Source organism: Flagellimonas cixiensis (assembly GCF_042134615.1).
Taxonomy (GTDB): Bacteria; Bacteroidota; Bacteroidia; order Flavobacteriales; family Flavobacteriaceae; genus Flagellimonas; species Flagellimonas cixiensis.
Genome location: NZ_CP169639.1, coordinates 2,129,546 through 2,151,843 on the forward strand (window position 1 = coordinate 2,129,546; position 22,298 = coordinate 2,151,843).

The 22,298-nt window shown below is 39.8% G+C and carries 21 protein-coding genes and 1 riboswitch; of the genes, 17 read left to right on the forward strand and 4 right to left on the reverse strand.

What is annotated here, in order from left to right; genetic code table 11:
• Positions 1-39: 39 nt before the first annotated feature.
• The 9 genes from ABT310_RS09415 to ABT310_RS09455 all read left to right on the forward strand — a co-directional run bounded on the left by ABT310_RS09415 (position 40) and on the right by ABT310_RS09455 (position 10,449).
• Complete coding sequence (locus ABT310_RS09415) at positions 40-957, forward strand: helix-turn-helix domain-containing protein (RefSeq protein ID WP_375323651.1); 918 nt, start codon at positions 40-42, stop codon at positions 955-957.
• 83 nt (positions 958-1,040) lie between these two features.
• On the forward strand, positions 1,041-1,802 hold the full coding sequence (locus ABT310_RS09420; protein ID WP_375323652.1) for an SDR family NAD(P)-dependent oxidoreductase: 762 nt from the start codon (positions 1,041-1,043) through the stop codon (positions 1,800-1,802).
• Between the two features lie 142 nt (positions 1,803-1,944).
• A riboswitch (SAM riboswitch) is annotated at positions 1,945-2,085 on the forward strand.
• Positions 2,086-2,155: 70 nt separating this feature from the next.
• Entirely contained in the window at positions 2,156-3,157 is a 1,002-nt protein-coding gene (locus tag ABT310_RS09425; RefSeq protein WP_375323653.1) for a homocysteine S-methyltransferase family protein, read from the forward strand.
• Between the two features lie 9 nt (positions 3,158-3,166).
• The gene (gene metH, locus ABT310_RS09430; RefSeq protein ID WP_375323654.1) at positions 3,167-5,845 is read left to right on the forward strand and encodes a methionine synthase; all 2,679 of its coding nucleotides are present in this window, start codon (positions 3,167-3,169) and stop codon (positions 5,843-5,845) included.
• A gap of 13 nt (positions 5,846-5,858) precedes the next feature.
• Entirely contained in the window at positions 5,859-6,212 is a 354-nt protein-coding gene (locus tag ABT310_RS09435) for a four helix bundle protein (protein WP_375323655.1), read from the forward strand.
• Positions 6,213-6,264: 52 nt separating this feature from the next.
• Positions 6,265-7,218: a methylenetetrahydrofolate reductase [NAD(P)H] gene (gene metF, locus ABT310_RS09440; protein ID WP_375323656.1), complete on the forward strand. Its 954-nt coding sequence runs from the start codon at positions 6,265-6,267 to the stop codon at positions 7,216-7,218.
• 162 nt (positions 7,219-7,380) lie between these two features.
• On the forward strand, positions 7,381-8,481 hold the full coding sequence (locus ABT310_RS09445; protein WP_375323657.1) for an acyloxyacyl hydrolase: 1,101 nt from the start codon (positions 7,381-7,383) through the stop codon (positions 8,479-8,481).
• Positions 8,482-8,563: 82 nt separating this feature from the next.
• Positions 8,564-9,292, forward strand: a complete 729-nt coding sequence (locus tag ABT310_RS09450; protein WP_375323658.1) for a head GIN domain-containing protein — start codon at positions 8,564-8,566, stop codon at positions 9,290-9,292.
• A 113-nt stretch (positions 9,293-9,405) separates the two neighbouring features.
• Positions 9,406-10,449, forward strand: a complete 1,044-nt coding sequence (locus ABT310_RS09455) for a serine hydrolase domain-containing protein (protein WP_375323659.1) — start codon at positions 9,406-9,408, stop codon at positions 10,447-10,449.
• Here the strand turns inward: ABT310_RS09455 and ABT310_RS09460 are convergent.
• The 3 genes from ABT310_RS09460 to gldA all read right to left on the reverse strand — a co-directional run bounded on the left by ABT310_RS09460 (position 10,446) and on the right by gldA (position 13,215).
• Positions 10,446-11,897, reverse strand: a complete 1,452-nt coding sequence (locus ABT310_RS09460) for a pyridoxal phosphate-dependent decarboxylase family protein (protein ID WP_375323660.1) — start codon at positions 11,895-11,897, stop codon at positions 10,446-10,448. The two genes, ABT310_RS09455 and ABT310_RS09460, sit on opposite strands and share 4 nt — an antisense overlap.
• Before the next feature lie 87 nt (positions 11,898-11,984).
• Positions 11,985-12,290 (reverse strand): hypothetical protein, encoded by a 306-nt coding sequence (locus ABT310_RS09465; protein WP_375323661.1) that lies wholly within the window; start codon positions 12,288-12,290, stop codon positions 11,985-11,987.
• A gap of 31 nt (positions 12,291-12,321) precedes the next feature.
• A complete protein-coding gene (gene gldA / locus ABT310_RS09470) occupies positions 12,322-13,215 on the reverse strand; it encodes a gliding motility-associated ABC transporter ATP-binding subunit GldA (protein WP_375323662.1) in 894 nt (297 codons plus the stop codon).
• Between the two features lie 378 nt (positions 13,216-13,593).
• On the opposite strand from gldA, the gene ABT310_RS09475 reads away from it, so the two are divergent.
• The 5 genes from ABT310_RS09475 to ABT310_RS09495 all read left to right on the forward strand — a co-directional run bounded on the left by ABT310_RS09475 (position 13,594) and on the right by ABT310_RS09495 (position 18,323).
• A complete protein-coding gene (locus ABT310_RS09475) occupies positions 13,594-14,424 on the forward strand; it encodes a prephenate dehydratase (protein WP_375323663.1) in 831 nt (276 codons plus the stop codon).
• Positions 14,421-15,563, forward strand: coding sequence for a pyridoxal phosphate-dependent aminotransferase (locus ABT310_RS09480; protein ID WP_375323664.1), 1,143 nt, complete (start codon positions 14,421-14,423; stop codon positions 15,561-15,563). Before ABT310_RS09475 ends, ABT310_RS09480 begins: the two co-directional genes overlap by 4 nt.
• 3 nt (positions 15,564-15,566) lie before the next feature.
• Positions 15,567-16,427, forward strand: coding sequence for a prephenate dehydrogenase (locus ABT310_RS09485; protein ID WP_375323665.1), 861 nt, complete (start codon positions 15,567-15,569; stop codon positions 16,425-16,427).
• Positions 16,428-16,435: 8 nt separating this feature from the next.
• Positions 16,436-17,518, forward strand: coding sequence for a chorismate mutase (locus tag ABT310_RS09490; protein ID WP_375323666.1), 1,083 nt, complete (start codon positions 16,436-16,438; stop codon positions 17,516-17,518).
• 130 nt (positions 17,519-17,648) lie between these two features.
• The gene (locus ABT310_RS09495) at positions 17,649-18,323 is read left to right on the forward strand and encodes a head GIN domain-containing protein (protein ID WP_375323667.1); all 675 of its coding nucleotides are present in this window, start codon (positions 17,649-17,651) and stop codon (positions 18,321-18,323) included.
• A 63-nt stretch (positions 18,324-18,386) separates the two neighbouring features.
• Here ABT310_RS09495 and ABT310_RS09500 read toward each other — a convergent pair whose 3' ends face one another.
• Complete coding sequence (locus ABT310_RS09500) at positions 18,387-18,827, reverse strand: hypothetical protein (RefSeq protein ID WP_375323668.1); 441 nt, start codon at positions 18,825-18,827, stop codon at positions 18,387-18,389.
• 94 nt (positions 18,828-18,921) lie between these two features.
• On the opposite strand from ABT310_RS09500, the gene rsgA reads away from it, so the two are divergent.
• The 3 genes from rsgA (at position 18,922) to ABT310_RS09515 (ending at position 22,298) form a co-directional block, all read left to right on the forward strand.
• Positions 18,922-19,860 carry a ribosome small subunit-dependent GTPase A gene (rsgA, locus tag ABT310_RS09505; protein WP_375323669.1) on the forward strand — a complete coding sequence of 313 codons (939 nt, stop codon included), beginning with the start codon at positions 18,922-18,924 and terminating at the stop codon, positions 19,858-19,860.
• Entirely contained in the window at positions 19,860-20,312 is a 453-nt protein-coding gene (dtd, locus tag ABT310_RS09510; protein ID WP_375323670.1) for a D-aminoacyl-tRNA deacylase, read from the forward strand. Before rsgA ends, dtd begins: the two co-directional genes overlap by 1 nt.
• A 153-nt stretch (positions 20,313-20,465) precedes the next feature.
• Positions 20,466-22,298, forward strand: a complete 1,833-nt coding sequence (locus tag ABT310_RS09515; protein ID WP_375323671.1) for a DUF3857 domain-containing transglutaminase family protein — start codon at positions 20,466-20,468, stop codon at positions 22,296-22,298.

Below are 22,298 nucleotides of genomic sequence, written 5' to 3' on the forward strand. Positions count from 1 at the left end.
GTGTTTTTTATTTAAGGTATATTTGAATTTCACAAGAGTATGGAAAGCCTATTTACACTTCACGATTTCTATGGAAAGTTGAGTCTGCCCATTCCTGAAAACATTGGGAAAGATATTGGACATTTCAATGTTTTTAATATTTCCGAGTATAGAGCTAGGTTGAGTAAAGGCGAAATGCGTTATGACCGACGTTCATATTTTAAGATTAGTCTGATCAATGGTAGCAATAGAGCCGAATATGCAGATAAGGTAATTGATATAGAAAACAAGGCGCTTTTATTTGCCTCTCCAAAAATCCCTTACCATTATGTGCCACAGGATGAAGAGCAATCGGGTTACTTTTGTGTTTTTACCGAAAGCTTTTTATCCAAAGATAAAAGTGGAATAATATTGGAAAAGCTGCCTTTGTTTCAACCAGGCGGATTTCCAATCCTGAATATTTCTGATGAGGATTATCTTGAAATCGAGCAATTATTTAAGAAAATTGAGCGTGAACAGTCCTCCGACTACCCCCTTAAGTTTGATTTAATACGAGCATACGTAATCGAATTATTGCATTTGGGACAAAAGTTGTATCCTGTGCAGCCACAAGAAAACAGTAAAAATGCCGCCATCCGTATCACAGATATGTTCGTGGAACTTTTGGAAAGACAGTTTCCAATCAATTCACCATCCCAAGGCCTTATATTAAAAACCGCCAATGATTTTAGTGAACGTTTGGCCGTGCATGCCAATCACTTAAATAAGGTGCTAAAAGAAACAACTGGGAGTACCACGACTGGAATTATCCATGCAAGAATTTGTGAGGAAGCAAAAATTTTGCTCAACAATACGGATTGGAGTATTTCGGAAATTGCCTTTAGCCTTGGTTTTGAAGAAGTCGCTCACTTTTCCAATTTCTTCAAAAAGCACGCACAACTCTCCCCTTTAAAATTTAGGTCGGCCCTTAAAGTTTGATTTTTGCAAAAAACCGATTGATGCTCGCAAACCGAGGGGATTCATCGCAACTACTTTTGTATTGAAATCAAAAATCAAATACAATGAACAAAGAAAAAATAGCATTGGTTACGGGCGGTAGCCGTGGTCTTGGAGAAAATATGGCGATACGCATGGCGGAAAATGGATTAAACGTGATGATTACTTATCAAAGCAATAAGGAAGAGGCTGAAAAAACAGTAAACGAAATAGAAAGTTTAGGCCAGAAAGCCTACGCAATTCAATTGGATGTGGCCAATGTCAATAGTTTTGAAACCTTTGCTGGAAGGGTTAAAAATGTGTTGCAATCTCATTTTGATGCAAATACCTTGGATTATTTGGTAAATAATGCAGGTGTTGGAATCAATGCTCCAATAGCTGAAACTACTGAAGAGCAGTTGGATACATTGGTTGATATTCATTTTAAAGGAGTGTTTTTCTTAACTCAAAAATTATTGCCCATTTTATCAGATGGAGGTGGAATTGTGAATATTTCAAGCGGATTGGCACGTTTTTCATTTCCAGGATATTCAGTGTATGGATCCATGAAGGCTGCGATAGAGGCGATGACCCGATATCAGGCCAAAGAATTGGGAGCTCGTCAAATTAAGTCGAATGTGGTGGCGCCAGGTGCCATCGAAACCGATTTTGGAGGTGGAGTCAATAAGAATGATGAAGGGAAGAGAACAGCTATAGCCGGTATTACAGCTTTGGGCCGTGTTGGTATTCCGAGTGACATTGGTGGTGTGGTGGCATTTTTATGTACCGATGATGCTAAATGGGTCAACGGTCAACGTATCGAAGTATCGGGCGGCATGCTGGTTTAAAAACATCACAACAAGAAGTGAAAAACGGGTTGAGTTATCAATCCGTTTTTTTATTGTTGGTTTTCTAAAAATTCAAGGGCTTTTTTTGCTTTTCACTAGGGAGAGCCGTTTCTTTGTAGTTCAGTTCATTTATAAATTGAAAGTGTTATCAAGAAAGGTGGAGGGATTGGACCCTGTGAAGCCTTAGCAACCCTCGTCTTCGAGAAGGTGCTACATTCTACCCTTGTCTTGGATTTGTTTCAAGGCTTTTAAGGAAGTTTAACCGAAAGGGGAAGGATAACGTAAAGTATTCAGCACAGTACCTACGCACTTTTCTTGATCTCATTACATCCTTTTTTGAAGGAAATTGTACTATGGAAAAAATTGAAGACATATTGAAGAAACGGATTTTAGTGCTGGATGGAGCTATGGGCACCATGTTGCAGCGCTATAAATTCAATGAAGAGGATTTTAGGGGCGAACGATTCAAAGATTGGCCCAGCGATTTGCAAGGAAACAACGATTTATTGTCATTGACTCAGCCAGAAGCCGTAAAGGAAGTCCATCGCAAGTTTTTAAATGCTGGAGCGGACATTTTGGAGACCAATACATTTTCTGGAACTACTATCGCCATGGCAGACTACGGCATGGAAGAATTGGTATATGAACTCAATTACGAATCGGCTAAAATTGCAAAAGAAGTAGCCGATGAGTTTACTAAAAAGGACCCAAACAAACCAAGGTTTGTGGCAGGAAGTATTGGCCCCACCAATAAAACGGCCAGTATGTCACCCGATGTGAACGACCCTGGGTTTAGGGCCATTTCTTTTGATGAGCTTCGTGTTGCCTATAAACAACAGATTGAGGCCCTTTTGGATGGTGGCGTTGATATATTATTGGTAGAGACCATTTTTGATACCCTTAATGCCAAAGCAGCCCTTTTTGCTATAGAGGAGGTTAAGGAAGAACGAAATATTGATGTGCCCGTAATGGTCAGCGGTACCATTACCGATGCTTCTGGAAGAACATTGTCTGGACAAACTGCCGAAGCCTTTTTGATTTCCATTTCGCATATTCCAATTTTATCGGTTGGATTCAATTGCGCCTTGGGAGCCAAACAATTGGTGCCCCATTTGGAGGTGGTTTCCGCAAAATCGGAATTTGCCATTTCGGCCCACCCAAATGCAGGATTGCCGAACGCTTTTGGTGAGTATGACGAAACACCGGAGCAAATGGCCGCACAAATCAAAGAATATGTGGAAAAGGGGTTGGTGAATATTGTTGGCGGATGCTGTGGAACCACTCCAGAACATATTAAGGCTATTGCGGATGTGGTAAAGGATTATGAACCTAGAAAACTTTTGACTCTAGCATAGCTTAAAATTATGGCAACGACAAACCAAGAACACTTTTTACGCCTGAGTGGTCTCGAACCCTTGGTCGTTACCCCTGAAAGTAATTTCATTAATGTGGGGGAACGGACCAATGTGGCAGGCTCAAGGAAATTCTTGAGATTGATCAAAGAAGAAAAGTTCGATGAAGCTTTAGATGTGGCCCGTGATCAAGTGGAAGGTGGCGCGCAGATCATTGACATCAATATGGATGACGGTCTAATTGATGGGAAAGAGGCGATGGTCAAGTTTTTGAATTTGATTGTTGCAGAGCCCGATATTGCCCGAGTTCCTATCATGATCGATAGTTCCAAATGGGAAATTATCGAAGCTGGTTTGCAAGTAGTGCAAGGAAAATGTGTGGTCAACTCCATCAGTCTAAAGGAAGGAGAAAAAGAATTTATCCATCACGCCAAATTGATCAAGCGTTATGGTGCTGCCGTAATCGTAATGGCCTTTGATGAGGTAGGGCAAGCCGATAATCTGGAGCGTCGGAAAGAAATTGCCAAGCGTTCTTACGATATTTTAGTGAATGAAGTGAATTTTCCTCCCGAGGACATCATCTTCGATTTGAATATTTTTCCCGTGGCCACTGGCATGGAAGAACACCGACGTAATGCTGTCGATTTTATTGAAGCTACGCGTTGGGTAAAGGAAAATCTGCCCTATTGCAGTGTAAGCGGGGGCGTGAGTAACGTTTCTTTTTCCTTTAGGGGAAACAATCCTGTGCGAGAGGCAATCAATTCGGCATTCTTGTTCCATGCTATAAAAGCGGGAATGAACATAGGAATCGTAAATCCAACCTTGTTGGAGGTGTACGATGATATTCCCAAAGATTTATTGGAGTACGTTGAAGACGTGCTTTTAGATAGGCGCGATGATGCCACAGAACGCTTGTTGGAGTTTGCAGAGACCGTGGTGGGTACGGCAAAGGAAAGTAAGGTCGATTTATCTTGGCGGGAAGAACCGCTTCAGGATAGGATTACGCGTGCCTTGGTCAAAGGAATTGACCAATACATTATTGAAGATGTAGAAGAAGCCCGTCAACAAGCCACCAAACCATTGGAGGTTATCGAAGGTAATCTTATGACAGGAATGAATGTGGTAGGAGATTTGTTCGGAAGTGGAAAAATGTTCCTGCCACAGGTGGTTAAATCCGCCCGTGTGATGAAAAAGGCCGTGGCCTATCTTACCCCGTTTATTGAAGCAGCAAAGGATGAAAAGTCCAAACCAGCCGGTAAAATTTTGATGGCTACCGTGAAGGGCGATGTGCATGATATTGGGAAAAATATTGTGAGTGTGGTACTGGCCTGCAACAATTATCAAATTGTGGATTTAGGTGTGATGGTGCCACCAGAAAAAATCATCAACAAGGCCAAAGAAGAAAAAGTGGATATTATTGGCTTAAGCGGATTGATCACCCCATCCTTGGATGAAATGGTGTTCTTGGCTAAAGAAATGGAACGTCAAAACTTTGAAGTACCCCTTTTGATAGGAGGCGCTACTACGAGCAAAGCCCATACAGCAGTTAAAATAGACCCGCAATACAGTCAGTCCGTAGTGCATGTGAACGATGCGTCTAGAGCGGTAACCGTGGTGGGCGATTTGCTTCAGGAAGAGACTTCCGTGAAGTATAAAAAAGCCATCAAGCTCGATTATGAAAGTTTTCGAGATAAGTTTTTGAACCGTTCCAAGCAAAAGGAATATTTAACGCTGGAAGAAGCTCGAAAAAATAAATTGCAAATCGAGTGGAAATCATCCGACATTAAAAAGCCGAACCAATTGGGAATTCAGTTGTTGGAAGATTTTGATTTATCACAATTAGAGGAATTTATTGATTGGTCTCCATTTTTTAGAAGTTGGGATTTACACGGAAAATACCCTGATATTTTAACTGATGAGATCGTTGGAGAACAGGCCAAGGAACTTTTTAAGGATGCCAAAGGGCTATTAAAGCAAGTTTTGGATGAAAAATTGCTTAAAGGAAAGGCCATTTTCGGATTGTTCCCAGCTAATCAAATCGATGAAGATGATATTGAGGTTAATGACGAGGGGAAAACTTTCATTTTTAGAACCTTGCGTCAACAATTAAAAAAGCGCGAAACAGTTCCGAACATCGCATTGGCCGATTTTATTGCTCCCAAAGAATCAGGAATTCAAGATTATATGGGCTTCTTTTGTGTAAGCACAGGTTTTGGAACACAAGAGTTGGCTGCGGAGTTTGAAAAAAATCATGACGATTACAATTCCATAATGATTAAAGCTCTGGCCGATAGATTGGCGGAGGCTTTTGCGGAATATTTGCACAAAGAAGTACGAACCAAATATTGGGGTTATGCAGTGGATGAGAATCTGGATAATGAAGCCTTGATCAAAGAAAAATATCAAGGCATTCGACCCGCACCAGGATATCCCGCCTGTCCAGACCATCTGGAAAAGTTGACAATTTGGGATTTATTGGAGGTAGAAGATAAAATTGGAGTAAAGTTGACCGGAAGTTTGGCGATGTGGCCTGCTGCAAGTGTTAGTGGCTATTATTTTGGACATCCAGACGCCAAATATTTTGGATTAGGTAAAATAAAACAAGATCAAGTTCAGGATTTTGCTGAACGAAAAAATATTACATTGGAGGAAGCCCAAAAATGGTTGGCTCCGAACATAGTTGATAGTTAAGAGTTTTTGGTTAATGGAATATATTGATTTAGATGTTTGGAAAGAATCACGGCAATTGGTGAAGTTGATATATGATTTGACCAAAGTTTTTCCAAAGGAAGAAATATATGGATTGACCAATCAGTTAAGACGATGTAGTTGTTCAATACCCTCAAATATTGCCGAGGGATGCGGTAGAAAAACTCCAAATGATACCATTCGATTTTTACACATTGCAAGAGGTTCATTATATGAATTGGAGACGCAACTGTTTTTGTCATTTGACCAAGAATATTTGAATCAAAAGGAATTGGATTTCGTCAAGAACCAACTAGTGCTTTGTAAAAAGTTATTGAATGGATTTATTAATTATTATAGCACTCTTTGATTAAGATTTAAAAGATGCTATCAACCATTAACAGTGAACTGAAAACCAAATAATGAAAATCACCGATCATATAAAAAAAGCAAATGGAGAAACGCTTTTCAGTTTTGAGATAGTTCCTCCAGTAAAAGGTAAAAGCATTCAGGAACTCTATAATAATATAGACCCCTTAATGGAGTTCAAGCCACCGTTTATTGATGTGACCACCTCTCGCGAAGAATATATCTACAAAGAAAAGGATGGTTTGTTGGATAAAAAACTGACCCGTACCCGCCCTGGTACGTTGGGCATCTGTGCATCCCTAAAACATAAGTACGATGTGGATACGGTACCCCATGTACTGTGCGGTGGATTCACCAAAGAAGAAACCGAATATTTGTTGGTGGATTGCCAGTATTTGGAGATTGAAAATGTGATGGCACTTCGTGGAGACGCCCGAAAAGAGGAAAAATACTTTATTCCCACTAAAGGTGGACACCAATATGCCACCGAATTGGTAAAGCAGATTCAGGATATCAATGAAGGAAATTATCTGCATGATACTATTGAGTCAAGTGTTTTGAGCAGTTTCTGTATAGGTGTAGCCGGTTACCCTGAAAAACACATGGAAGCACCATCACTACAGTCCGATTTGAAGCGATTGAAGGAAAAAGTAGATTTAGGAGCGGATTACATTGTGACCCAAATGTTTTTCGACAATCAAAAATTCTTTGCGTTCGTTAAAGCAGCGCGTGAAATGGGAATTGATGTTCCAATTATCCCCGGAATTAAACCTATTGCCGTGAAAAAGCATTTGCAATTGTTGCCCCATGTGTTCAGTATTGATCTTCCTGAAGAATTGATCAATGCAGTGGAAGAATGTAAAGACAACAAAGCCGTGCGTCAAGTTGGGGTGGAATGGGCCATCCAGCAATCCAAGGAATTAAGGGAGGCTGGTGTTCCCGTTTTACATTATTATTCCATGGGAAAATCAGATAATGTAATGGCCATAGCAAAGGAACTTTTTTAGCAGGTTTCATTCTGAGGGAATGAAGCGACCGAAGAATCTAATCCAGTTCAGTAATCCAGACCAAAGATTCTTCCCTTTGTTCAACATTATAGATTAAAGGGACTATTTACTTTTCATGGATAATATTACTGGTGTTTTTTTAATTTCCTACTTTAGTGCCCCATGAGGTACCTACTTAGCCTAACTATATTACTGACTTCATTTTTCGGGATTTCCCAGTCGGATAAAGCTCCCAAAAAATTTGTATTGGATGCGAATCAGTTTTATGGCTCCATATTGCTACACAATCCTGATATTTCTCATTTGATCACCAATCATCCAGCGGGGGTAATCCTTGGGATAAGTAGAAAAACTTATGGACACAAGGAATGGGAAGCTGATTTTGGTTATCCTGATACGGGGTATTCTTTTGTTTATCAAAACACCAATAACCCGACATTAGGTCAACTTTATGGTGTTTACGGACATTACAATTTTTATTTTCTTAAAAGGAACCTTCAGCTGAGAATAGCACAAGGTTTGGCCTATAATAACAATCCTTATGATAAAAATGAGAACTTCAGAAACAATGCCTACGGGAGTCACATTTTAAGTAGTACCCTGTTAATGCTGAACTATCATAAAGAAAACCTCTTTGCTGGTTTGGGAGTGAATGCAGGACTTTCATTCATCCATTATTCCAATGCCAATTTTAAGGCACCCAATACTTCTACCAACACCTTCGCATTCAATATTGGCTTGACCTATACTTTAGATGATGATTCAACTTATGAATATTTAAAGCAAGCTTCAACAGGAAAGATAACGGAACCTGTTCGATACAATTTGGTATTCCGTGCGGGAGCCAATGAGAGTGATGTGATCAATATGGGACGTTATGGCTTTGCTACAATATCCGCATATGCCGATAAACGATTGGGAAAACGTAGCGCCATCCAATTGGGAACCGATATATTCTTTTCCAATTTTTTAAAAGAGCTGATTCGATATCAATCCACCTCGTTTCCGGAATTGGATGTAGATTCAGATACCGATTATAAAAGGGTAGGTGTGTATATCGGTCACGAACTCTTTGTGAATAAAATGAGCGTAGTCGCCCAATTGGGGTATTATGTGTATTATCCTTTTGATTTTGAAGGGAGGATGTATAACCGGATCGGAATGAAACGCTATTTTGGAGATAAAATCTTTGGGGCGGTAACCTTAAAATCACATGGAGCAAAAGCAGAGGCCGTTGAATTTGGAATAGGCGTTAGATTATAGTATTGAGATGGTAGAGATTAGAGATTTGATTAAGATTAAAGTTGTTGCTTCGAGCGCCTTCGAGAAGTGCTTTTCGTTAGTGATGTTTCTATTGCTGATCTCCTGCAACGGCGAAAATGTTCCTGATTGCTTTCAAAATGCAGGTGAATTGGAGCGCAAAACTGTTGATGTTCCCGAATTTTCTAAGATTACCGCTTTTGAAAACGTAAAAGTGGTTTTAAAACAGGGCGAAGAACAACTAGTTGAAGTGGAAACGGGGGAATATTTGTACAATGATGTTTCAGTGACTGTTGAAGATGGCCGTTTGATTTTACGAAATGAAAATAGCTGTAATTATGTTCGTGATTATGGCTTGACTACCGTATACATCACTTCTCCAAATATCTCTGAAATTCGGAGCAGTACAGGTTTGCCCATTAGTAGTGATGGAGCTTTGAATTACTCCAATATGTATTTAGTTTCAGAAAGTTATACGGATTCACAATTTGTGACTACAGATGGTTCATTTGATTTGGAACTAAATTCCAATACTGTTAGAATATTGGTGAATGGAATTGCCTATTTCAGACTTAAGGGCAGTGTTGAAAATTTCAACATCTTTATTGCTGCAGGCGATTCCAGAATTGAGGCTGAAAACATGGTTGCCACCAATGTGGATATAAGTCATCGTGGTTCCAATGATGTTTTTGTGAATCCTCAGCAGCGGTTAAGTGGCATAATTCGAGGAACTGGAGATGTAATAAGCGTCAACACTCCTCCCGAGGTAGATGTGGAGGAAATCTATAATGGAAGGCTGATATTCCAAGATTAGGAAATTGCAATCAACAACAATAAACTTCATCAACTTTAATAATCGTTAATTTCGGAACTCAAACCGAACAATTGGGTAATCTTTTTACACATATTAAAAATTTGCTTTCTCCAATGCCGAAGGTTAAAACTTTAGGGGCCTTGGTTGGGATGAAAAAAACAGATGCGATATTTCATAATCTGGTCGCTGAGAAAAAAGTGCCAGGTTTATCTGTTACTATTTTAAGCAAAGGAGAAACTGTGCTTCAAAAAGGATATGGTTTCTCGGATTTGGAGAAAAATATCAGGGTCAAACCAAAAAGTACAGTGTTTCGAATTGCCAGTATCTCTAAATGTATCACGGGATTAGCCTTGGGTAAAATGGTGGAAGATGGCATTGTAGATTTGGACGAGTCCTTCTACACCTATGTGCCTTACTATCCCAAAAAGAAGTATGATTTTACGCTTCAGCAATTGGCAAACCACACAGCAGGGATTCGAGGCTACCGAGGCAAGGAATTTGCCTTGAATCAAGATTACTCTATCAAAGATGGGATAGAAGTTTTCAAAAATGATCCTTTATTTTTTGAACCGGGCACAAGCTATCTCTATAATAGTTTTGATTTTGTGTTGCTGTCTTTAACCATGCAAGAGGCGAGTGGGGTGTCATTTCAAGATTACGTGAAAGAAAATATTTTAATCCCTTTGGGATTGGAAAACACCTTTTCACCAAAGGAGTTAATTGTCAGTTCGAGCGCAGTCGAGAACAAAGCCGAATTCTATACCAAACGCGCATTGAGCTTTACCGAAGCCGTTGAAGTAAACAATACCTACAAATTGGCAGGGGGAGGGTACTTGTCTACCTCCGACGATGTTGCCCAATTGGGACAGGCGATTTTAGAACAAAAATTGCTCAAAAAGGAAACTTATGAGGAGTTGTTGACCTCTCAAATTATAAATGGTAAACCTACACACTACGGTCTTGGCTTTCAGGTCAGCCAAGATGCAAACGGCAGGAAATTTGTGGGACACGTTGGAAGCAGCGTTGGAACGTATACCAACCTTTTTGTGTATCCACAACAGGAAAAAGTGGTTGCTATTTTAATCAATTGTACAGATCCAAAAGTGCAAAAGGAACTGGACCGTGCTATAAATGCTATTTTTGAGAACGATGCTTAGCTTTTGGCGGCCAATTTCTCTTCAATTTCCAAAGCGTATATTTTACAGAGGTCAAAGGTTTCCGTTACATCTTCCATCGTAGTTCTAGGGTTGATGAGGCACATACGAAGCACAATCTGTCCATTCAAAATAGTGGTCACCAAAAGTGCTTTTCTCGAATCCACCACTTTTCCTGAAATGTACTGGTTGATTTTATCTAATTCCTTTTCCGAATATTTTTTGTTGATGGGATTGTACCTGAAATTAATCACGGCCAATGTTGCAGGAAATACAACTTCCCAACTTTTACTGCCCCTTAATTTGGTTTCCACCTCTTCAGCCAAATCAATATTATAGGTGACGGCATCACGGAATTCTTTTAAACCAAAGGTTTTTAGAGACATGTAGAACTTCAAGGCTCGAAACCTTCTCGTTAATTGGATACCGTGGTCATAGAAGTTGATTTCTGACGTATTCCCCTCGATATCCCTTAAATATTCAGGTTTTTCTGTGAAGGTATGGCTCAGGTTTTTGTGGTTTCGAACCAAAAGACATCCCATTTCGTACGGTTGAAAAAACCATTTATGGGGGTCTACGGTCAACGAATCAGCCTTTTCTATGCCTTTCATGGCCTGCTTTCCTTTTTGGGATAAAATGGCCGCTCCACCATAAGCACCATCAATGTGGAACCAGATATCTTCTTTCTTACAAATTTTCCCCAACTCGACCAATGGGTCTACAGTTCCCGTATTTGTGGTGCCCGCAGTGGCAATCAAACAAAAGGGGTAAAGACCTTCCAATCTATCTTTGGCAATACAGTTTTTTAGTTTGTTTACTGAAAATTTGAGTTCACTATCGGTTGGGATGATACGAATCTGTTCTTTCTTAAAGCCTAAAACCTGAATCGCCTTAATGTTGGAAGAATGGGCTTGGTCCGAAAGATAAATAACAGCTTTTGAAAAATCATCTCCGCATTTAATGCGGCGAGCAGTTGCAACAGCCGTTAAGTTTGCCATAGAACCTCCACTGGTAAAAATCCCACCACCTTTTTTCTTCGGGAAACCGAATATCTTTAACAACCATTGAATCGTTACAATCTCCAATTCGGCTGCAGCTGGACTTGCCGCCCAGCCACCGGAAAAAATATTGTAACCTGTGGCTAGGGCATCGGCCATTACACTGATATAATTGCTTGGGCCAGGAACAAAAGAAAATGACTTAGGGTGCGCCATATTTGCACTGTTGGTCATCACCTTTTCCAAAACAAAATTGAGCACCTGCGTAGGGTCGGAACCTTTTTCGGGAGCTTCCTCCAAAAACAAAGAGTCCATTTCTTCCCGAGAACCTAAGGCAACGGGCAATTTTTCGTGTTGGGTGGCGTGGTGTTCCACAATGGCATCAACAATTTGATAGCCATAGGTTTTCATTTCTTCTTTGGAGAGTTCCAATCTGGCGTTGTTCTTCTTCATCGAGTCCTATTTCTTCTGAAGTGCAAAAATACCATTTTTAGAACTGGTTTTTGTCTAAATATAATGGTCAATAACTCAAATATGAACTTAGAGTTTGAAGTCTAGAATCTCATTTTTTAGACTGCTTGGAATGTTTATCCATTCTGTTGTGTTTGTTAGAGATAACTCTGTGTTGCAATCAGCGAAAATAACTTCAATAATTTGTTTATACCAATCTAGATAAGACCAATCTCTGGGTTTTGGCGAATACAAGGTGCCATATTTGTCATCCCAATGAATTTCCTGAGACAGTCTGTAAATTAAATTGAATTTTTGTTTTTCAGGCTTTAAGTGAAGTCTACCTAAATCATCTATTTCGACCCTTTTGATTTTATCTTTTTTGAAAGAATTCATGGGTAAATAAATTGATTTATAAATAATTGAATTAAGAAGTGAGCTCAGTAAACAAACTTTCCAAATTTTTGTTTTTTCTGCTGAGCTGAAGGGTTTTCAATTGATTGTCATGCGCAAAATCGAAAACGGCAGGTCGCATATCTTTGGAAGTGTTGAAAGTAATCTCATAAACAAAACCCACAATATTTTTTACGTTGGACACATTGGGCATTTGCTGCAACAGCTGTTCTTCCACCCGGTAATCGAATTCTACTTCGATTATTTGTTCCTCAGCTTCGCGAAGCTCTTCCAATTTTTTATCGGCCACCAATTCGCCTTTGTTGATGATGATCACGCGATCACAAACAGCTTCCACTTCTTTCATAATGTGGGTGGAGAGCAAAATGGTCTTCTCTTTACCGATTTCGCGAATCAATTTTCGAATTTCAATCAATTGGTTGGGGTCGAGACCCGTGGTTGGCTCATCGAGAATCAAAACTTCGGGGTCGTGCAACAAGGCTGCGGCTAGTCCGACCCGTTGACGGTATCCTTTGGATAATTGTCCAATTTTTTTGTGGGCTTCGGGGGTCAATCCTGTTTGCTCAATCACCTCATTAATTTTGGATTTATCCACTGTATACACATCGGCATTAAAAGCCAAGTACTCCTTTACATACATTTCCAAATACAAGGGATTGTGCTCTGGGAGATACCCAATACTTTTTTGAACATCTTTCGCTGCGCTCAACACATCAAAACCATTTACAGCGGCCTCACCCTCATCGGCTTTGTAATAGGTGGTCAAAATCCGCATCATGGTAGATTTTCCAGCGCCGTTAGGTCCTAAGAAACCAACTACCTCTCCCTTGTTAATGGTGAAGGAAACTTTGTTCAATGCTTTTTGTGCACCAAAGGATTTTGTGATGTTCTGTACGGTAATGGACATTCAGTTTGAATTTATGGAAACCAAAAATACACTTTTCGATGTTTTAATCCTTGTGCTTCAATAAGAAGAGATAGGATTACTTCAGCCTAATAAAATATGGAGCAAAAGGAGTATTCTTAAAAAAGTATGGTTTCTGTAAAATAATGTGCAGTGGAAACGTCTTTTTTGAAAAAAATTCAAAAAAAGTTAGGTAAACACTTTGCTTTTCAGAATGAATAACTAAATTGGCCGAGAATTTACAAGAAAATGACAAACACGTATTTCTGGAACCGTTTTTATTTTTACTTCTTTTTTCAAGGAGCAACGGGACTATTATAGATACGTTTAAAGTATAACCAATATATAAAGTCCCGATGCAATCGGGACTTTTTTTTTGCCATGGGTTTAAAAATAGCCATTCAGGGAATTAAGGGATCTAACCACCATCAAGTGGCCATAGATTTTTTTGGGGAGGATATCGAGTTGATGGAATGCAGCAGTTTTGATGCTGTGATTGACCATTTGTTGGGTGGAACCGCAGATAAGGGGATTATGGCCATTGAAAACTCGATTGCAGGTTCTATTATTCCCAATTACAATTTGGTGTACCATAATAAAATCCATGTCATTGGGGAACATTACCTGAACATACACCATAACCTTATGGTAATGAAAGGAAAGACTTTTGATGATATCAAAGAGGTACATTCGCACCCTATGGCCTTGTTGCAGTGCAAGGAATTTTTCAAGGCCCATCCACAGATTAAATTGGTGGAAAGTGCAGATACGGCGGAGACGGCCAAGCAAATTCAAGAAGAAGGTTTGGAGCACATAGCCGCCATTGCGCCTAAAATGGCCGCAGAGTTGTATGATTTGGAAATTATCGCAGACAATATCCAGACCATAGTGAACAATTCCACTAGGTTCATCATCCTTAAAAAACAAAATAAAGTACTCCCTAAAGAGGAAATCAATAAGGCGTCGTTGCGCTTTATCACCGATCACAAGAGAGGCAGTTTGGCCACTGTGTTGAACGTGATGAGCGATTGCAACATGAACCTGACCAAGATTCAATCCTTGCCCGTGATTGAGACTCCTTGGAAGTATGCCTTTTTTGTAGATGTCACATTTGAAAAATACGAGCACTTTGCCAAAACCAAATCGTTGTTGGAGATCATGTCCGAAGATTTTCAGGTTTTGGGTGAATATAAAAATGCATTGTTGCAATGATCACAGCAGATAGATTAAATACCGTTCAGGAATACTATTTCTCTAAAAAATTAAGAGAAGTAAGAGGGTTGGTGGCCCAAGGCAAACCCATTATCAATATGGGAATCGGAAGCCCAGATTTGGCACCATCACCTTTGGTGTTGGAAACGCTTAGGGATTCCATTACAGATTCGGGAGCACATCAATACCAAAGTTATCAAGGGTTGCCGCAATTGCGTGAAGCGATTTCAGATTTCTATCTTCAAAAATTTGATGTATCGGTAGACCCTGAATCGGAAATTTTGCCGTTGATGGGTTCCAAGGAAGGCATCATGCACATCAGTTTGGCATTTTTAAATGAGGGGGATGAAGTGTTGTTGCCCAATCCTGGATACCCCACCTATGCATCTGTGACCAATTTAGTGGGAGCAGTAGCGGTAAATTACGATTTGACTGCTGAAAATGGATGGTTCCCAGATTTGGAGGTATTGTCCAAAAAGGATTTGTCCAAAGTGAAACTCATGTGGATCAGTTACCCACATATGCCCACAGGAGCTACAGCATCTTTGGAGCAACTAAAGCTGTTGGTCGATTTTGCTAAAAAAAATGAGATTCTTTTGGTGAATGACAACCCATACAGTTTTGTGCTTTCGAGCAATCCGACCAGTATTTTGTCCATTGAAGGCGCTAAAGATTGCACGTTGGAACTGAACAGCTTGAGCAAAACCTTTAACATGGCAGGATGGAGAGTTGGAATGGTGTTGGGTAGTGCAGCACACATTAATGCCGTACTCAAAGTGAAGAGTAATATGGATTCTGGAATGTTCTACGGCATTCAAAAAGGGGCTATTGCAGCGCTGCAAAGTGGTCCTGAGTGGTTCAAGGAATTGGATAAGGTGTACGCCAAAAGAAGGGCGTTGATGTTTCAATTGGCGGACAAATTGAGATGCACCTATGATAAAAATGCAGTGGGGATGTTCGTGTGGTGCAAACTACCCGAAGGAGCTGCGCCATCGGAAGCATTCATAGACAACGTATTGCACGAAAAAGATATTTTCATAGCTCCTGGAACCATTTTTGGGAGCAATGGCGAAGGATACATTCGTTTTTCGCTTTGTGTGAAAGAAGAAAAAATCAAAGAAGCCATAGAAAGATTTTAGATCATGAAAGTAGTCATCATAGGAGTTGGATTGATAGGCGGTTCTTTTGCCAAGGATGTGAAAAAGTTGCATTCCGAGGCGGAAATCATTGGCGTGGATAAAAGTCAAGCTCATTTGGATGAGGCACTTCAACTTCAAATCGTAGATAAAAAAGGGGATTACCAAGATTTGGCAAGTGCAGATTTGGTTTATGTGGGTATCCCTGTGAATGTTTTGGTGTCTGAATTGCCAAAAATTTTAGATGCTGTGGGCGATGAGACTGTGGTGATGGATGCAGGTTCTACCAAACGATTGATTTGCGAACAAGTAGCCGAACACCCCAAGCGGAGAAACTTTATGGCATGTCACCCTATTGCAGGTACCGAGTTTTCAGGTCCAACGGCAGCCTTGGAAGGGTTGTACGAGGGAAAGACCATGATCATTTGCGAAGTGGAAAAAACAGCATTCAAATTACAGGAAAAAGCATTGGCCATTTTTCAGGAAATCGGGATGCGAATTCGCTATATGAACCCTGAAGCACACGACAAACACATCGCCTACGTATCTCATTTATCACACATTAGCTCATTTATGTTGGGAAAGACAGTTATTGAGAAAGAGAAAAATGAACGTGATATTTTTGACATGGCGGGGAGTGGTTTTGAAAGTACCGTTCGTTTGGCAAAAAGTTCACCCGATATGTGGACACCAATTTTTGAGCAGAACAAGGATAATGTTGTGGAAACCTTGGAAGAATACATTCAAAACCTCACCACATTTAAGCAACTGATCTTGGACAACGATTTTGAGAATGTCCACCAAGAAATGAGTAACACCAATAAAATAAAACAAATACTAAAAGGAATACCACTTACAAAAAAATAGAGAGTATTATGGAAAACAAGAAGGAAATGAGAAAATGGTTGGATGACATGAATTTAGGGCATCCTCTGGTTATTGCAGGTCCATGTAGCGCAGAAACCGAAGACCAGGTGCTTAAAATTGCCCATGAACTTAAAGATACCGACGTGAATTACTACCGCGCTGGAATCTGGAAGCCAAGAACTCGTCCTGGAAATTTTGAGGGAGTAGGAGCCATTGGATTGAAGTGGTTGCAAAAAGTTAAGGAAGAAACAGGCTTAAAAACCGCTACTGAGGTAGCCAATAGAGCGCACGTTGATTTGGCGTTGGAATATGATGTGGATCTATTGTGGATCGGCGCACGTTCTACCGTGAGTCCTTTCATTATTCAAGAAATTGCAGATGCCCTTGAGGGTACCGATAAAATTGTATTGGTGAAAAACCCGGTGAACCCGGACCTCTCTTTATGGTTGGGTGCGGTGGAGCGTTTATATTCGGCCAATATTGAAAAGTTGGGTGTGATCCATAGAGGATTCTCTACTTACGAAAAAACGAAGTACAGAAACATTCCAGAATGGCAATTGGCCATTGAGTTGCAAACCAAGTTTCCTGATCTTCCCATCATTAATGATCCTAGCCACATTACTGGTAAGCGTGATATGATTTTTGATGTATCCCAAACCGCATTGGATTTGAACTTTGATGGTTTGATGATCGAAACTCATTACGATCCGGACAATGCTTGGAGTGATGCTGCACAGCAAGTAACCCCAGAAACATTGGTTCAGATTATGAAAGATCTTAGAATTAGAAAGGAAACTGACGAAGAAGCCGAATACAACAGTAAGTTGACCAATCTTAGAGCACAAATTGATGTGTTGGACAATCAGTTGATTGATTTGTTGGGAAAAAGAATGAAGGTTTCTGATGGTATCGGGGAATTGAAAAAGCAAAAGAACGTTGCAGTACTTCAAAGCAACCGATGGAACGCCATTTTAGGAAATATGATCTTGGAAGGGGAGCAAAGAGGATTGAGCGAGGAGTTTGTTTTGAAAATGTTCAAAGCGATTCACCAGGAATCCATCAACCACCAAGAAAAAATAATCAACGCGTAGTTGATCTTAAGATTTAGGTTGTAAAACCATCCGATTCCCGCGATTAAATTTGGGTTTTGGATGGTTTTTTTGTTCTTAACTGTAACAAATTTGTTTCTCATCCATCTTTCAAGAGTAAAAACACTACAACATGAAAAAAATATGTACACTTAGTTTGATTTTGCTTCCCTTGGTCATGTTTTCACAACGAATCATCGACACGGAAGTTGGAGAGTTCAATGAAATTAAAGTATTCGACCTTATCGAGGTGAATCTGATTCAATCGGATGAAAACCGAATAATGATCAAAGGTTGGAATGTGGATGACATTAAATGGACCAATAAAAATGGTGTTTTAAAACTTCGCATGCAGTTGGACAAGAAATTTCAGGGCGAGGACACTTTAATCGAAGTGTACTACACCAATTTGGATGTGATTGATGGCAATGAAGGCGCCGAAATTACCTGCAATGAGTTGGTGCAAAAGAGTAAGATTGAATTGAGGGCCCAAGAAGGAGCTACAATTCATATTGGAATGGATGTGGATTATGCCGATATCCGTGCGGTTACGGGTGGTATTATTGAAGCTTCAGGTTTGGCTAAAACCCAAAGTGTGGTATTGAACACAGGAGGTGTGTTTGAAGGAAGGGAATTGAGAACTTCCAATACCGATATAAAAATTTCTGCGGGCGGCGAAGCTGATGTTTTTGCTTCCGAAATGGTAGACATCAATGTAAAGGCTGGTGGAGACGTGTATGTGTACGGTCAACCCAAAACAGTCCATAAAAGAACCTTTGTAGGTGGTAGAATCTACATCAAGGATTAATGAAGATTACTTGCAAAAAAAAAGCCCCTTGGTTTTCCAAAGGGCTTTTTTATTTATAAATTTTTACTTTTTAAAGATATAGCGGGTAATAAAAATACCTTGTCCATCGCCTTTTCCTGCCTCACTTTCAACACCGCTCACTACAAAGGCCAATTCCCATCCATTGGCGATCATATCGTTGATCATGGAAGTGATCACGGCATCGTTTGCTGCAATGTTCTGAAAACGGATTCCACCAATATTGTAAAAGTTCAATAGTTTGGTTTCTTCAAAGTTTTTGACTCGAATATCACCACGGTCCGATTTATTTCTTGTATTGTCATCTTCGGTCTGCACACTGGTGTACTCTCTATAATCTTTGTCTTCCAAAGCATTGATGATTCTTGACCTACCCAGTCCGTTCGGTACAATGGATTCTACACTGGTCACGACCTTGTACTGTTGTGCATAAGCTCCAAATCCAGCCATTAGGGCAAGCAATGCAATAAAAACTGATTTTTTCATAATTGTAATGGTTATTGATTGTTAAACTGATTTCATTCAAATACGTTTAAAACAGCATAATATTGTTTCTTTGTAATGAATAATTAAAATAAAAGTGAACGGAACTGTTTATAAATCAACCGGTAGTTGGTATACCGTAAAATCCGATGAAGGCGACTTTTTCGAATGTCGTATCAAGGGGAAGTTCCGTACCCAGAACATAAAAAGCACCAACCCTGTAGCTGTGGGTGACCATGTAGTGTTTCAACTGGAAGAATTGGGGGATGAAACAGTTGGCGTGATTTCAGAAATTGGGGAACGCAAAAACTATATCATCCGCAAATCGGTTAAACTTTCCAAGCAAACCCACATTATTGCTGCGAATCTCGACCAAGTTTTTTTGTTGGTGACCCTGAACAATCCACCCACATTTACTGCATTCATCGACCGTTTTTTGGTTACCGCCGAAGCCTATGATATTCCTGTGGTTTTACTTTTCAATAAATTGGATATCTATAGTGAAGAAGAATTGGATGAGGTGGCTTATCTGATGGGGCTCTATTCACACATTGGCTACACCTGTATTCCCATCGAGGCAAAAGACGGTAAAAATGTGGACAAGGTGAAAGCTATGATGATAGACAAAACCAGCATGTTTGCCGGTCATTCGGGAGTAGGAAAATCTACCTTGGTGAATGCCTTGGAGCCAGGTCTCCAATTGAAGACCACCGAAATTTCCGAACAACATTTGCAAGGACAGCACACCACCACATTTGCCGAAATGTACGATCTATCCTTTAATGCGAGGATCATAGATACGCCGGGAATCAAAGGTTTTGGAATTGTGGATATGGAACAGGACGAAATAGGGGATTATTTTCCAGAATTTTTTGAGTTAAAATCCGAATGTAAGTTCAATAATTGCTTGCACTTGGATGAGCCCAAATGTGCGGTAAAAGATGCATTGGAGAAAGATGAGGTTGCCTGGAGCAGGTACCGAAGCTATGTGCAAATGCTGACTGGAGAAGAGGACAGTCCATATAGAGAAAGATAATGAGAACCGTAATACAAAGAGTTTCAGAGGCCAGCGTAACCGTTGATGGTAAAATTATTTCAGAAATAGGAAAAGGTCTTTTGGTTTTGTTGGGCATTGAAGATGCCGACGGAAATGAAGATATTGACTGGTTGTCCCAAAAAATAGCCAACCTTCGCATTTTTGGTGATGAAAATGATGTGATGAACCGCTCCGTTTTGGATGTTGATGGAGATGTGATCGTGGTAAGTCAATTTACCCTGTACGCCCAGACCAAAAAAGGAAATAGGCCCTCTTATATAAAAGCCTCAAAGCCCGATATTGCCATTCCTTTGTATGAAAATTTTGTAAAGGTTTTGGAACAAAAATTGGGTAAAAAAGTCGGTACGGGAATCTTTGGCGCCGATATGAAAGTAAGACTTCTAAACGATGGTCCAGTGACCATTACCATCGACACTAAAAATAAAGAGTAGTCGTATTTTATCGATTTATTTTTGATTTTTTGTAAGAATTTAATCACATTAGCGTTAGAAGACCAAACACTAACCAAACTAATGCGATTTTTTGCACTTACCTTTTTTATCTTTTTTTCTAATATTTTTCATGCTCAATATAGTATAGCTTCCATGACGGAGGATTTGCGTTCTAATTCAGACGCAGTTATTCGCAACGATGATTTACACATACAGGTTCTGGCTGTTGATCAGATGGTGTATCAAGTGACTAAGGTGGTTACAGTTTTTAACGCCTCGGGTAAGGACTTTGCAGAGGCAAGGATTAGGTATGACAAAGAAATAAAGGTGAAACATTTGGAAGCGGTTATCTATAACCAATTTGGCGGGGAAATCGAGACCATAAAAAAACGTGATTTCAAAGATATAGCTGCGGCTGATGGATTTTCACTTTATCGTGATGACAGGGTTTTGTATGCCGACTATGATCCGTCGCAGTATCCTTATACCATGAAATTTACTTATGAGGTGGAAACCTCCGATACAGGCGCAATGCCACAATGGTATTTTGTGCCGGGTTATGGTGTAGGTGTTGAGAAAAGCACCTATAAAATTTCATATGCATCAAAAGAGCTTGAGCCCATAATAAAGGAACAGAACTTGGATGGATTGGATGTAAATGTGACCAAGGAATATAATGCAGTCTTGTATGTTGCAAAAGAAATTCCGGCATTTTCAGGAGAAACCTTGAGCCCAAGCTACCATGATATTTTACCGAGATTATCTGTTAGGCTACCTAATTTTCATTTTAAAGGATACAATGGAGCAGTAAATAATTGGCAAGAATTAGGCCATTGGGTGCAGGACATCTTGTTGGATGGAAGGGATGAATTGGATGAGTCAACCATTGCCAAAATGCGCAACTTGGTAAAGGGAATCGATGATGATCTGGAAAAGGCGAAAATAATTTACCGCTATGTGCAGGAGAATACACGATATGTTAGTGTGCAAATAGGTATTGGTGGATTAAGACCCATTAATGCCATAGAGGTTGATAGAGATAAGTACGGAGACTGCAAAGGACTTACCAATTACACAAAAGCATTGTTAAAGGCAGTTGGGGTCGATTCTTATTACGCCGTTGTGGAATCTGGAAGAGCCAAAATCGACATGCAAGAGGACTTTGCAGACTTAATCCAAGGGAACCATGTTATTCTGGCAATACCGTATAAGAATAGTTATTATTGGGTGGATTGCACTTCACAAATAAATCCCTTTGGGTATTTAGGGGATTTTACAGACGACCGAACAGTGCTTGTAGTAACTCCGGATGGAGGAAAATTGGTCCGAACAGTTTCCTATTTGAACAAGGAGAATGCTAAACACATAAAAAGTACAATTAAAGTATTTGAAGACCTGTCCATGGAGGCTCAAGTAATGGTGCAGACAAAAGGCATCAAATACGACTTGAGAATGGCCTTGGAGCGTCAATCTTCAGAACATATAAAAGACTATTATAAAACTTTGTGGGATAATATCAATGGAATAAAGGTGAAGAACTACTCCTTTGAAAACAACAAGGACGACATAGTTTTTACGGAACAAGTCAACTTTCATGCAGAAAACTTTATGGCGAAAAATGGAGAGGGATACTTGTTATCTATCAATCCACTGAATAATGATACTTATGTGCCTGCAAGAGATCGGGACAGGAAATATCCGTTTTTGGTTCAAAGAGGGGCCTTTGAAGAAGATGAGATTCAGTTTGAATTACCTGAAGGTTTTACCGTTTCATCACTTCCGGAAGATGTTTATGTAGCATCCGAATTTGGAAGTTATCAAACCAAAGTCCAAGAAAAAACTAATGGAACATTGATTTATAATAGAAGCTTTTTTCTAAAGGCTGGAACATATAAAAAAGAATCTTATCAAAAATTCAGGTCATTTTTACGGACCGTAGCTAGAAATGACAATCAAAAAATAGTTTTGTACAAACACAAACCATAG